Raw genomic sequence first — 12,548 nt, 5'->3', positions numbered from 1 at the left:
TTATTTATTTTATAGTTGTGGAAAGCTTGGCGATCATTTGAGTTCGAGATGAGACATCAAGTTTGCGAAATATTCTTTTTAAGGCTTGTTTGACTGAGTTTTCTGTAATCCAAAGTTCTGCACTAATTTCTGCGTTGGTTTGTCCTTGGGCGACTAGGGAAGCAATTTGCATTTCACGAGGTGTTAAGCGTTCTGTGTGTAATGGTAGGTGTGGCGATCGCATTTTTCCTACCCATGCGGAAATGTGCAGACACAGCGCACTTAAATCTGTGAGATTTTGTGAATTGAATGCAGCCATTCCTTGTTTACGGGTAAAACCTAGTACACCAATTAATTGACCACTACTGACGATTGGCCCCGCCATGACGTGTCGATGATCAGGACGGGGACAAATCAGCTTCCATGTCTTGGGTTCTACGACTAAGGCTTCATGAACAGGGGCGTGGCGTTCTATTAAGTAGCGGACAACGGGGTTGTATTGAGGCGATAGAGCCTGATTATTGCCAATGAGAGAAGTTTGGGTCAAGAAAAACAGCCCACATCGTGTTGCTGAAAAATACTCGCTCATGTGTGCAGATATGTGCAAACGCAATGTCTGTTCATCTTGAGCTTGAGCAATTTCATGGAATAGAGCTTGTAAGGCAATCATAATTAATAAAGTATACTCTTTCGAGGTCTAGGCGCAGTATAACCACCAAAAGCAGGTGAACTCACTGGACACATTCCCGGTGCGGTACATGTTGAGCACATTTTAACTTTCAATGCAGATGGGACGTTTAAATCATTCGACGAATTGAAAAATCTTTATCACAGTCAAGGGATTACGGCTGATTTACAAGTGTTTCCCTATTGTGCGATCGGTGGGCGTTGATGAATTAGCGTATATTCGCAATCAAAGAATAGGTTTTGTTTTTCAACAATTTAATTTATTACCTCGTTCAACGGCTATGGAAAATGTTATGTTACCGATGGTTTATGCGAATATTCCTCAGCATGAACGCCGCGATCGCGCTCAACAAGCTTTGGTCAAAGTAGGATTAGCTGAAAGGATGTTTAACCGCCCTAATCAACTTTCTGGAGGACAGCAACAAAGATCTGAATATTATTAGTTAATTGTAGAGAATAAAGGTTGGCGTAGATTCCCTTTTGCTCTATTAATTGTATGTGTGTACCTTGTTCAACGATTTGTCCTTGGTGGATGACTAATACCTTGTCGGCGTTGGTGACAGTCGCCAGACGGTGAGCAATAATAAAACTGGTGCGACCTGGTAATAAATTAGCGATCGCTTTTTGGACTAAACTCTCTGTTTGGCTGTCAATATTACTAGTGGCTTCATCCAAAATCAAGATGCGCGGATTGACTAAAACTGCGCGGGCGATGCTGATTAATTGTTGTTGTCCTTTGCTGAGATTTATCCCCCGTTCTCCTAATTGTGTGGCGTAGCCTTGGGGTAAGGTCAAGATAAATTCATGAATATTTGCAATTTTGGCGGCTGTTTCAATCTCTGCTGTGGTAGCTTGGGGGTTGCCAAAGGCGATATTTTCAGCAACGCTGCAGCTAAAAATGATGGTATCTTGGGAGACAATACCAATTTGACGCCGCAAACTTGCTTGTGTAATTTTTCTCACATCTATTCCATCAATTTTAATAGCGCCTCCTGACACGTCATAAAAGCGAGAAAGCAGGCTAATTATGGTAGTTTTCCCTGCACCGGTGGCGCCCACTAAAGCGATCGCTTGTCCTGGTTCGGCATCAAAGGTGACATCATCTAAAACTTTTTGCCCAGATTTGTACTCAAAGTTTACATGTTCAAATTGAACTTTACCTTGAATTGGGGGCATAGCGATCGCATCTGTGGCGTCTTGAAGTTGGACTGGTTGATCTAAAAGCAAGAAAATCCTTTCTAATCCGGCTAATCCGGATTGTGCTTGGGTGTAGAAATTACTGATTAATTGGATGGGTTGAAAAAATTGCTGGACGTAAAATAAAAATGCGGTGACTGCTCCCACTGTCATGCTATTTTTATAGACAAAGTAGCCACCACAAGCTAAAACAATTCCTAAAGTAACTGTATTAAATAAATCTATTATTGGTAGGAAAGCAGCAGTAATTGCTGTGGCTTGAATATTTGCATTGCGGTTATCTGCGTTCAGTTTGCGAAACTCTTGAATGTTGATTTGGGCGCGGTTAAATACTTGAACTTCTTGGATATTGCTAATATTTTCTTCTAAGTTAATTGAAAGTTGGGAAATTGTTTGTCTGGTAACACGAAATTTTTCCCTGGCTAACCGAGCAAACAAGACGGTGGTCAGTAACATAACTGGTAGCATTAAGTTAACAAATAAGCCTAATTGCCAGTTAATTGAAAGCATGAACATAGCACTAACTAATAAGCCGAAAAAACTGCCAATTACTTGCGGTAAAACGGGACTAAAGACTTGATTTAAAGTATTGACATCACTCAGCAGCCGACTCATTAAATCCCCGGCTTTACTTTGGTCAAAAAAGCTGAGGGGTAATGTTTGTAATTTATTCATAATGTCTTGGCGTAATTGTGCTAGCAAATGCTGCATGATCACGCCAACTCTCACAATTAAATGGCGATTTGATAAAAACCCAATTATGTAGAGGATTGTTAACACAACTAGCATCCGTGCTAGCCCGAATACATCACCTTTAATTATCAAATTATCTACCGACCAACCAGTAAGTAGAGGTGCAATTGCTTGGGTAATCGAACTAATAATAATTAAGCCAATAATCAGGGGAATATCTTTGATATATGGACGAAAGTAATTACTAAAGCGACGCATCACAGGTAATGGTGCATTTACTTTGGCTGCTGATTCAAAAATGTTACTTCTTCTGAGCATAGATGAAATTTGTAGTGTCTAGATTTCTGAAGGTTTGAGAGCGACTAATTTACCTTGATCAATGACAAAAATTTGATCAGCACTTTTGACAATGTTATTAATGCGTTGCGTGATAAAAATTATGGTGTGTTGACGCTGTTGTATGAGAATTTGGAAGGATTCTTGAATTAATGCTGCTGTCTTCGCATCAACTGCAGAAAGGCTATCATCTACAATCAAAATTTTGTAGTCGTTGAGCAATATCCGAGCAATGGTAATTCTTTGTTTTTGTCCTCCTGATAAGCCGAGTCCGCGTTCACCAATTACAGTATCATAAGTATCAGGCAGACTCAGAATAAAGTCGTGAATTTGAGCAAATTTAGCGGCTGTAATTACATCTGCAAGGGGAGCATCTGGTATCCCATAGGCAATGTTATCACGAATAGTTCCTGAAAATAAACTTGCTTCTTGGGAAATAAAACCAATATGGGAACGTAAGCTATTCAAATTTAAAGAACGGACATCATAATCATCTACTTTAACTATTCCCTGAGTCGCATCATAAAAGCGAGGAATTAATTTAGCGATCGTGCTTTTACCTGCTCCCGTCATCCCCAAAATTGCCACTGTTTGTCCTGGAAGAATTTCTAAATAAATGTTATTTAAGGTGTTTTCTTTAACTTCTGGATATCGAAAATCAACGTTTTTAAAAGAAATTTTACCTGCACATTTTTGTAAATAAATTGCATCTGGTGCTTCTCTCACCTCAATTTCTGCATCTATCACCTCATACACTCTAGCGGCTGAGGCGGCGGCTTGAGCAACAGATTGGAATGCGAAGGTTGTTTGAAAAATTGGCTGGATAATAAAGACTAAATAGGCATTAAAAGCGACCAATTCCCCGATAGAAAAGCTGCGGCTGATTACTTCTAAACCGCCGTAACCAAAAATGACAACGGCGATTAAATTGCTAGTGAGGAAAATTATGGGAAATGTGTCTCGCAGCGCATAAATTGTTTTGATACTTGTGGTGCGGAAATCTTCGTTAGCAACAGCATAGCGTTTGATTTCTGTTTCCTGGCGGACAAAAGCTTTGACTGCACGGACGCCGAGTAAATTTTCTTTTAAAACTGCATTTAATTCTTCTAATTGCTGCTGTGCATTCCTAAACAGGTAAGCATTTTTCCGAAAAAATCCACCTAATATAGTAAAAGAAATGGGGATGATTACTAAGGCTATTAATGTCAATTTCCAATTCATCAATAGCAGAATTGTCACACTACTGCATAAAACGATCGCTGCTCCAAAAATTTGTAAAATAGTTGCACCAATAAAGACGCGAATTTGCTCGATATCATTATTAATACGGGTGAGTAGTTGTGATGTGGGGGTGCGGTCATGGTAACTTAAACTTAGATATTGGGTTTGACTAAAAAATGTATTTCTCAGGTCATAAGCAATACTTTGGGATACAGTTTCTGCTAAAAAACTTTGTCCAAAATTGAATAATCCCCGAATCAAAGCCACTAAAATAATTAATCCCCCGCAACTGACAATTACTTGTAAGTTATTTTTAGCGATACCTGCGTCGATTCCCCAGCGAATCAGTTGGGGGGCTAAAATATTACTACCTGTCAGCATTAATAAACTAGCGATCGCTCCCAATACCATCACTGGATATTTCCGTAACATCAACAGAATTCGCCTCAACGCCTCAATGGGTACATCTGATTTTGGTTTCATAAGTTGGACTTGTTTGATAGGTGTATGGGTTGTGCTGGGGCGATAAAAGCTGTCACCGACTGCGGCTGCAAAAAAGCTTTGTAACTTTTGTAACTCCGAAATTAGTGCGTCTCGATTTCCTTGTGTGACTAACTGCGCTAGTCTATTGGTTGTGTCTGCTAGTCGAGCGATCGCCTCCCGTCGTGATTGTGTAGCCAGCATGATATCTGCAACCATCGGCGCAGATTGAGCAATTAGGCGGCTAATGATACTAATTTCTTGTTGATAAAGGGGAGTAGAAAAATCTAAACTCCGTTGTATATTAACATTTTCTGTTGCTAAAAAAACACCTAAATTGAGAGTTGCAAAATGGCGAATTGCTTGCACCACTACCATCATTTCGTCGTGTTCTTCTGGAGTGGCAAAAATTAATTTTCCGCCAGCATTTTCAATCAAGTCTAAAAACCATTGATCATGCTGTTGCATTCGCCCTGGACACATTTATAATCTTGTCCACCGCCGTAATATTGGGTCATGTAGGGTGATTTTTTTTCTCCTTTGGCAGCGGTATCATAAATAAAGTAACCGTTGGCTTCTGCACCTGTGAATGTAAATTTGTAGGTTGCGGCTTGGGCTGTTGTAATTTGGAATAGAAATAGGACGATCGCTATTACTAATACAGCCGATATTTTTTTCCAGAATTTCATCGAACACCTCGTAATTTTGATAGATGAATTAGTTTGCAGTCAGGACTTTAGTCCCAGATTTTTCAGCACTCATGAAACTTTTCTGATTGTGTAGAGCAAGGCTCCGAGGGGGTGCGGGTGGGGTTCCCAAGGCGACATCACCCCAACGCATGACGCTAGCACCAGCGTTGGAAGAGGAACCCATCGTATAAACGAGAACTAAATCATTTTCCCGGATTTTACCTGCTTGGGCGGCGTGGTAGAGGTTGGCGACGGGGAAAGTCTGGCCGATATTGGCGTAGAAGGGATTGAGGTTAATTGTCCGTTTCCGCGACCAACTGGGGGAAATTCTGACGGTAATAATCATTGGTGCGGATGGTGCGGGGAAAATTCAGCGCGATCGCTCGAATGCCAACTGGTTGTAAAATCATGATTGTTCTCCTTTTGCTTCAATATCCCGCTTTTGTCACTCTCCGGAAACACAAATCAAAAGCAATGTTTAAAACTCTGACTGGGACTGGGTTTGTGACTTTATTTTCTAATATGATAAGCATTATCATTGTTTTATCCTGAAACTCTTATGCAGTAAAAATTATAGATTTTTATCTATGGAGAGTGACAGAAGAGGGATATCACTTTGATGCATCCCGCAACAGCGATTGTGTGCAGAAATATTAGAAACGATATTACCGTGAGAAAGAGTCGCACCTTTAGGAAAACCAGTAGTCCCAGAAGTATAGACAATACTAGCAGGAGAATTCCAATCCATCTCCACAGCGCGGGCTTTAGGAGAAGCATTCGCAATCATCGAAAGCGGCAAAATTGAGCGATTGCGGCCCATCTGAGAGCGCTTTTTGCGGATTAGGGTGAACCTCTACCATCAGCGCATCACAACCAGCAGCGATCGCCCCCAGCGCCATCGGGGTAACAAATTCCGATTTCCCCGTACCATGACTCGGATCAACCGCAATTGGCAAATGAGTTAAACTACGCAAAACAGGAACCGCAGATATATCTAAAGTATTGCGTGTATATTCCCGGTCAAAAGTTCTAATTCCCCGTTCGCAGAGAATCACATGGGGATTTCCCGCCGCTAAAATATACTCCGCAGACATCAACCAATCTTCAATCGTCGCTGACGCCCCACGTTTGAGCAACACAGGTTTATTCGTCGCGCCGACTTTTTTCAACAGAGAAAAGTTTTGCATGTTGCGGGCGCCAATTTGCAAGATATCTGCAACCGACGCCACCATTTCTAACTCCGCTCCATCCATCACCTCAGTAATAATACCCAAACCAGAAACTGCTCTTGCTGTCGCTAACCATTCCAAAGCACTTTCGCCGTGTCCTTGAAAAGCATAAGGCGAAGTCCGTGGTTTATCCGACATTTCCCAGTCACACAGCCGTCTTTTCTGCTTGCTTGTGTGCAGTATTAACACCAGGGAAGTTCATAAAAGCGATCGCATTTGTGCAGAAAACTGTATTGCCATCATTAGATCATAGATATTACTTGTGGAAGTTGGGAATGGGGGGATGGGGGGATGGGGTGAAGATTGATTGTTAATTAAACAAGTTCCTTGGTTGACCACAAATGTTCCTTGGTTGACCGCAAATGTTCCTTGGTTTGCAACAAATGTTCCTTGGTTTGCAACAAATGTTCCTTGGTTTGCAACAAATGTTCCTTGGTTTGCAACAAATGTTCCTTGGTTGACCACAAATGTTCCTTGGTTGACCACAAATGTTCCTTGGTTTGCAACAAATGTTCCTTGGTTCGCAACAAATGTTCCTGGGTTGACCACAAATGTTCCTTGGTTGACAACACAGTTGTTTGCTAACAAGTTCAGAAATACGTAAAATCCATGTCCCGCAAGGAAATGAATTTCCTTGCTCATAGCTGAAGTCATCTCAAGATGACTAAATATGCCCAAAAATCCTCAGTCTACTTCAGTAGACTTTCGCTATGAGACGTGAACTTAAGTTCACGGCGGGTCATGAAGCTAATGGTGAGGTTATTTTTAGCTGAAGTTGACACCAATGATCACCCCATCACCCCATCCCCCCATCCCCTGCAGCAAATGTGCAGAAAACTGTATTGCCATGATCACATAAATGAATATTTACTGTAAACATTGCGGAAAAACACAGATTAATTAGATACTCAAATCATCCCCAGGAAATTGCATCCCATGAAGAGAAAATACGCCTTACAGTTAGCATTAGCAAGCTTAATCAGCACCTCCAGCATCAGTCTCTTCATAGCCAAAACCCAAGCACAGACCAGTAACATTGTCCCCGACAACACACTAGGTGCAGAATCATCCCAAGTCATCACCAACTTTCAAGGACAACAAATCGAACTGATCACAGGTGGTGCAATTCGTCAAATAAATCTGTTTCACAGCTTCGCAGAATTTAACATCAGCGCCGGGAGAGAAGCATATTTCTCCAGCCCCAACGCCGACATTCAAAACATTTTTGCACGAGTCACAGGTGGTAACGCCTCCGAAATTTTCGGTAAACTCGGAACAACCGGTAGCTCCCATCCCAACTTATTCTTAATCAATCCCAACGGAATTATATTTGGTAAAGAAGCCAGTTTAGACGTCCAAGGAGCCTTCGTCGGGACAACAGCAAACGGCGTCCAATTTGGAAATCAAGGAAATTTCAGCGCCACAAATCCTGAACCAGTTCCATTATTAACAATTCATCCCTCAGTCCTATTTGCGAATAGAATTGATCAAAATGGCAACCTGATTAATCAATCACAAGCAGCAGCCGGAAAAAATCTTTTAGGAGAAGAAGTCACAGGTTTAAGAGTACCTGATGGTAAAAGTTTATTATTAGTTGGTAACAACATCAACATAGATGGTGGGAGTATCCACGCCAATGGCGGGAATGTAGAATTAGCAAGTTTAGCCGCACCGGGAAACGTCGGATTAAATCTTGCTGGGAATCAGATCAAATTATCAGTGCCAGACAATGTAGAAAGAGGAAATGTTTCCCTAAATAACGCCGCCGAAATTAATGTGAGAAGTGCGAACGGCGGGGATATAAGAATTTATGGACGCGATGTAAATTTAGCAGGAGAAAGCAAACTCAGAGCCGGAATAGAAAAAGGTTTAGGAACACCAAATAGTCAAGGCGGAAATATAGAAATCAACGCCACAGGCACAATTGTTCGATTAGTGGGATCACAAGTCAAGTGCTCATGGGAGGTGTTGGTAATGGTGGAAATATTGATATCCAAACAGGAAAGCTTTCGTTAGATAATGGCTCTTATTTTACTGCTAGCACTAATGGACAGGGAAACGGTGGCAATATTATTGTTAAAGCAACAGATACTATTTCGATTTCAAATAACAGCACTATTTCCAGTAGTGTTATTAATACAGGTGTAGGTAATGCAGGAAATATTGATATCCTCGCCAAGTCATTTTCTGCAAGCGGAGGATCTTTGATTTTTAACAGCAATCTTGGTGGTAAAGGTAATGGTGGCAATATTTTAATAAATACAAAAGATTATGTTTCCTTAACAGGTGGTTCTTTCCTGTTGAATGGTACAATAGGTGAAGGTAATGGTGGAAATACAAAAATTCAAGCAGGTGGTGCTGTAATAATTTCCGGACGTAGTTGCATATCTAGCGGCGTGTTGGAAACTGGGGTAGGTAACAGTGGTGATATTGAGATTTCAGCCCGTAGTTTTGAGCTATCTAATGCTGCTCTTTTGTTGACGTTATCTGCTGGTAAAGGCAATGCCGGTAACGTCTTTATAACCACATCAGGTAACACAACTATTAAAGATAGTAATATAGCAACATTTATTACCAAAGATAGAAATGCTGGGAAAATTGCAATTCGCGCAGGTGGTGATGTTTTTATTTCTGGAAAAAGCGAGTTGTTGTCTTCTCCTTACCTAAACGCAGTAGGTAAAGGCGGAGATATTGAAATTCAAGGGCGCAATTTTTCTTTATCTGATGGTGCTGTTTTACGTTCCTCTACTGAGAGTAAAGCAAATGCAGGAAACGTGTTAATTAATGCTACTGATGATATTTCTTTCACAAATGGTGCTAACATCCTAGCTCAGACATTTAACCAAGGAAATGCAGGTGATGTCACGGTGAATGCTGGAGGAAAATTCTCTCTTCAAGGAACGACTACCGATGGTTTAAAATTTGATACTGGCATCTTTAGTAGAGTTGAAAAAGATTCAGGATTAACAGGTAAAACTGAAGGCGGTAATATTAATGTCACAGCGCGTGATTTATATCTAAATGGTGCTGTTTTATCTGTTAGTAGCTCTGGTAATGGAACTGCCGGCAATATTAATATTAATTCTGATACCGTGGAACTAGATAATAAAGCGGCTATTGAGGCTGTCAATAAATTTACTGATGGTGGAAATATTCGCTTAACTGCAGATGATTTATTACTCTTGCGTCATAACAGCAACATCACCGCAAGTGCCGGGTCAGGTGGCAATGGCGGTAATATCAATATTAATGCTAAATTTCTCGTCGCTATTCCCAAAGAAAACAGCGACATCAGCGCTAATGCTTATCTGGGAAACGGTGGCAATATCGAAATCAATTCCCAAGGCATCTTCGGGATTCAAGCCCGCCCCAAACCAACTGACTACAGTGATATTACAGCTAGTTCAGAATTAGGTTTACCCGGTGTGATTAAAATTAACGCACCAGATGACCGTTCTCTGCAAAGTTTATTTGCCGGTGCTTTACCTTTTATTAGTAGTGATGAGTTCTTGGCTCGTAGCTGTATTGCGCGTGGTAACAAGGTACACAACAGCACTTTTTATCTTACTGGTACTGGTGGTTTACGCACTGACCGTCCTTGGGCTTTAACTTCTCCATACACCACTGGTGATGTCCGGGGTGTCGGGACATCCGTTTTTTCCAACAAAGGCGATTCAATTGTCCCAGCTGAAGGTTCTTATCGCCTCAGTGATGGACAGATGGTGTTGAGTCGAGAATGTTCTCGTAGTTAGCACGGGGCTAGGGGCTAGGGGTTAGGGGCTAGGGGCTAGGGGTTTAGTACACTTAGCGAAAACTGTGCGTCTCACTTTAAAATAATACAAACACGTTGGTAGGGAACAGTGCCCATTGGTGTCAACTTAAGCGAGAAATGGCTTATCTGTTGGCTGACTCATCCGCCTGAGAATGAATTCTCAGGCTCATAGCGCAAGTCTACTGAAGTAGACTAAAGATTTTTGGCATATTTAGTCATCTTTAGATGACTTTCGCTTAAGCCACGGAACTTCAGTTCCTTGTGGGCTATAGGTTTTACGTTAAGTTGACACCACTGGGCACTGTTCCCTACGGGAAATTTATCTGTATCAACTTTTTCGTGAATTGGTATTAGAGCAGGGTACGGTTGTTCGCCCTAATCAACGATTCATCTGTTGCAAAGATTATTTGAATTCCTATTACCTTGTTACCAAAACCCTGTAGAGACGTGAAATTTCGCGTCTCTACACCAAAAAGACAGGGTTTTAGGCTAATTAATTACAAAGCTGGCGCCAAGTAATTTTGGGTTGCTAGCTCTTTTTTAATTTGTTCTGCTAGGCGGAGGGAAAGAGCCACAATTGTTAAAGTGGGGTTGGCGTAACCACCAGTGGGGAAAACAGAGCTACCCGCTATGAATAAGTTAGAGACGCCATGAACGCGACAATTTTCATCCACAACTCCCTGTTTGGGGTCTACATGGATGCGGGTTGTGCCCATGTGATGTGCAGCACCACTGGGAATACTGAGTCGGGGAAGACCATCTTTTCGGTCTAATTGAAACTCACCCAAGCCGGCGCGGGCTAGTTCCCTCGCAAAAACTTCTTGGGCGCGCCCGATACTGCGACCATTTTCTGGATCCCAGCGCCATTGCAGTTCTAGTTTTTGACAGCCTAATGCATCTCGTTCTTTGCTGAGGACAACTCGGTTAGCTGGTTGTGGTAGTTGTTCTAATAGATGCACGATTTGGTAGCTTTGAAAGCGGCGATCGTTGTTGGGGATGTCTGACCAACCGCCTCTACCAAAGGCATGTAGCAAAGATTGACGTTTGGTGATGGCTAAGTAGGTGGCAAGGGTGACGTAATCAATGCCACTAATAGTATTCAGTAAGCCTGGCCAGAAGTTTTCGGGGAATTTTTTACTAGCGATGGACTCGGCGATCGCTTTGAATGATTCTACTGCTTTCCACTGACGTCTACTGGGGCGGGGAAAAAACACGGCGCAGATGTTGGCTAATTGCTCGCGTTCCATTACGGCTTTTGAGGGGACAAGATGACCTAAGATGTTGGTATTTCTGACTAGTCTTAAATCATACAAGGCTGTGGTGTTAAATAATTGGCGATCGCTAGGAACAAATACGCCACCGTCAGCTATGGGATGATCGATAAAGTATCTGCCTACTACATCATGACCGTTACCCAAGCCGGCGGTTTGTTGAGTATTAGACATCAATAATATGCGGGCGTTTTCTAACCCACCTGTAGCTAGGATAAACACCTTCGCAGCTACGTAAAACTTGTTGTCCCGCAGAGTAGCAACTTGTAAACGAGTGACTCTATTTACAGAATCGTTACTTTCAATATTAATCACGTTGGCGTTGAGGTAAACACTGATGTTGTCAGCGGCTCTCAATTCTTCCCGATATTTGTGGCTAAACACATCACGAGCGCCAAACTGAAACATTTTCGTCACCACCTGCTCTTCATTCAGGGGTAAACGCTGAATCTGTTCCTCTTCCCATGTATCAGCTTCATAGGCGAAAGGCCCTGCTTGGCAAACTGACTGGGCGCGTTCATAAAATGGATCTAAATGCGATCGCCCAAAAGGCCAGCCGCTATGAGGTATCCAGTCTCGGTGCTCAAAATCAATCTCGTCTAGGGGAGCATAGCGTACCCCTATTTGCCCGTTGCCTATTTTAACTGCCCAAATGTTGGAATTACCGCCGAACCTACGACAGCGAGTGTCCGCCACAGTCAAGAAGGGGTCGCCAACGGTTAATCCCTCGGAAAGCGCTTGAGTTTGTGGGTCAACTTCCTCTCCGCCACTTTCCACAACGCAAACTTTTGTCTTTTGTCCGATAAATTCACGGGCTAGTGTAATTCCGGCCGGGCCTGCGCCGACAATACAGACTTCAGTTTCGATAACTTGGTCTACAGGTAGCAAACGAGCATCGACGAACATATAAGCGTGTAATTTACTGTATTATGAGCACTCCAATCTTATGGTAATTACATCTATATCAATTGATACATACAAATTCTTTATATAA

At 42.0% G+C, this 12,548-nt stretch carries 9 protein-coding genes and 3 pseudogenes; 3 read left to right on the top strand and 9 right to left on the bottom strand.

The window, feature by feature from the left end:
* Positions 1–4 precede the first annotated feature (4 nt).
* On the bottom strand, positions 5–649 hold the full coding sequence (locus MIC7126_RS0121470) for a LuxR C-terminal-related transcriptional regulator (protein ID WP_017655216.1): 645 nt from the start codon (positions 647–649) through the stop codon (positions 5–7).
* A gap of 220 nt (positions 650–869) precedes the next feature.
* Here MIC7126_RS0121470 and MIC7126_RS0121465 point away from each other — a divergent pair.
* Positions 870–1,094 (top strand): annotated as a pseudogene (locus MIC7126_RS0121465) (ATP-binding cassette domain-containing protein); the annotation flags it as partial.
* Here the strand turns inward: MIC7126_RS0121465 and MIC7126_RS0121460 are convergent.
* The 7 genes and pseudogenes from MIC7126_RS0121460 to MIC7126_RS32050 form a co-directional block, all read right to left on the bottom strand.
* Positions 1,063–2,874: an ABC transporter ATP-binding protein gene (locus tag MIC7126_RS0121460; RefSeq protein ID WP_017655214.1), complete on the bottom strand. Its 1,812-nt coding sequence runs from the start codon at positions 2,872–2,874 to the stop codon at positions 1,063–1,065. The pseudogene MIC7126_RS0121465 and the gene MIC7126_RS0121460 overlap by 32 nt on opposite strands.
* Positions 2,875–2,892: 18 nt before the next feature.
* The gene (locus MIC7126_RS28030; protein ID WP_017655213.1) at positions 2,893–5,061 is read right to left on the bottom strand and encodes an ABC transporter transmembrane domain-containing protein; all 2,169 of its coding nucleotides are present in this window, start codon (positions 5,059–5,061) and stop codon (positions 2,893–2,895) included.
* A complete protein-coding gene (locus tag MIC7126_RS0121450; RefSeq protein WP_017655212.1) occupies positions 5,034–5,282 on the bottom strand; it encodes a hypothetical protein in 249 nt (82 codons plus the stop codon). Before MIC7126_RS0121450 ends, MIC7126_RS28030 begins: the two co-directional genes overlap by 28 nt.
* A 28-nt stretch (positions 5,283–5,310) precedes the next feature.
* Positions 5,311–5,589, bottom strand: a pseudogene (locus tag MIC7126_RS0121445) (hypothetical protein); the annotation flags it as partial.
* A 264-nt stretch (positions 5,590–5,853) separates the two neighbouring features.
* A complete protein-coding gene (locus tag MIC7126_RS32295; RefSeq protein ID WP_420795567.1) occupies positions 5,854–6,066 on the bottom strand; it encodes an AMP-binding protein in 213 nt (70 codons plus the stop codon).
* Position 6,067: 1 nt separating this feature from the next.
* Positions 6,068–6,640 (bottom strand): annotated as a pseudogene (aroF, locus tag MIC7126_RS28025) (3-deoxy-7-phosphoheptulonate synthase); the annotation flags it as partial.
* A 69-nt stretch (positions 6,641–6,709) separates the two neighbouring features.
* Entirely contained in the window at positions 6,710–7,165 is a 456-nt protein-coding gene (locus MIC7126_RS32050) for a hypothetical protein (RefSeq protein WP_017655208.1), read from the bottom strand.
* A gap of 282 nt (positions 7,166–7,447) precedes the next feature.
* Here MIC7126_RS32050 and MIC7126_RS0121425 point away from each other — a divergent pair, with 282 nt between their 5' ends.
* Together MIC7126_RS0121425 and MIC7126_RS0121420 are read left to right on the top strand one after the other, a co-directional pair.
* Entirely contained in the window at positions 7,448–8,527 is a 1,080-nt protein-coding gene (locus MIC7126_RS0121425) for a filamentous hemagglutinin N-terminal domain-containing protein (protein WP_026100441.1), read from the top strand.
* Entirely contained in the window at positions 8,470–10,263 is a 1,794-nt protein-coding gene (locus MIC7126_RS0121420; RefSeq protein WP_017655207.1) for an autotransporter outer membrane beta-barrel domain-containing protein, read from the top strand. Before MIC7126_RS0121425 ends, MIC7126_RS0121420 begins: the two co-directional genes overlap by 58 nt.
* A 517-nt stretch (positions 10,264–10,780) precedes the next feature.
* On the opposite strand, the gene MIC7126_RS0121415 is transcribed toward MIC7126_RS0121420, so the two are convergent.
* Positions 10,781–12,460, bottom strand: a complete 1,680-nt coding sequence (locus MIC7126_RS0121415) for a GMC oxidoreductase (RefSeq protein ID WP_017655206.1) — start codon at positions 12,458–12,460, stop codon at positions 10,781–10,783.
* Between the last annotated feature and the right edge of the window lie 88 nt (positions 12,461–12,548).

It is taken from the genome of Fortiea contorta PCC 7126 (genome assembly GCF_000332295.1).
In the GTDB taxonomy this organism is placed as follows: Bacteria; Cyanobacteriota; Cyanobacteriia; order Cyanobacteriales; family Nostocaceae; genus Fortiea; species Fortiea contorta.
This window is presented reverse-complemented; position numbering and strand designations above follow the sequence as displayed.

Excerpts from the sequence above, each read along its gene's own strand:
- MIC7126_RS0121460 (WP_017655214.1), bottom strand. The coding sequence starts at position 2,874 with ATGCTCAGAAGAAGTAACATTTTTGAATCAGCAGCCAAAGTAAATGCA.
- MIC7126_RS32050 (WP_017655208.1), bottom strand. The coding sequence starts at position 7,165 with ATGACTTCAGCTATGAGCAAGGAAATTCATTTCCTTGCGGGACATGGA.
- MIC7126_RS28030 (WP_017655213.1), bottom strand. The coding sequence starts at position 5,061 with ATGCAACAGCATGATCAATGGTTTTTAGACTTGATTGAAAATGCTGGC.
- MIC7126_RS0121415 (WP_017655206.1), bottom strand. The coding sequence starts at position 12,460 with ATGTTCGTCGATGCTCGTTTGCTACCTGTAGACCAAGTTATCGAAACT.
- MIC7126_RS0121450 (WP_017655212.1), bottom strand. The coding sequence starts at position 5,282 with ATGAAATTCTGGAAAAAAATATCGGCTGTATTAGTAATAGCGATCGTC.
- MIC7126_RS0121425 (WP_026100441.1), top strand. The coding sequence starts at position 7,448 with ATGAAGAGAAAATACGCCTTACAGTTAGCATTAGCAAGCTTAATCAGC.
- MIC7126_RS0121420 (WP_017655207.1), top strand. The coding sequence starts at position 8,470 with ATGGGAGGTGTTGGTAATGGTGGAAATATTGATATCCAAACAGGAAAG.
- MIC7126_RS0121470 (WP_017655216.1), bottom strand. The coding sequence starts at position 649 with ATGATTGCCTTACAAGCTCTATTCCATGAAATTGCTCAAGCTCAAGAT.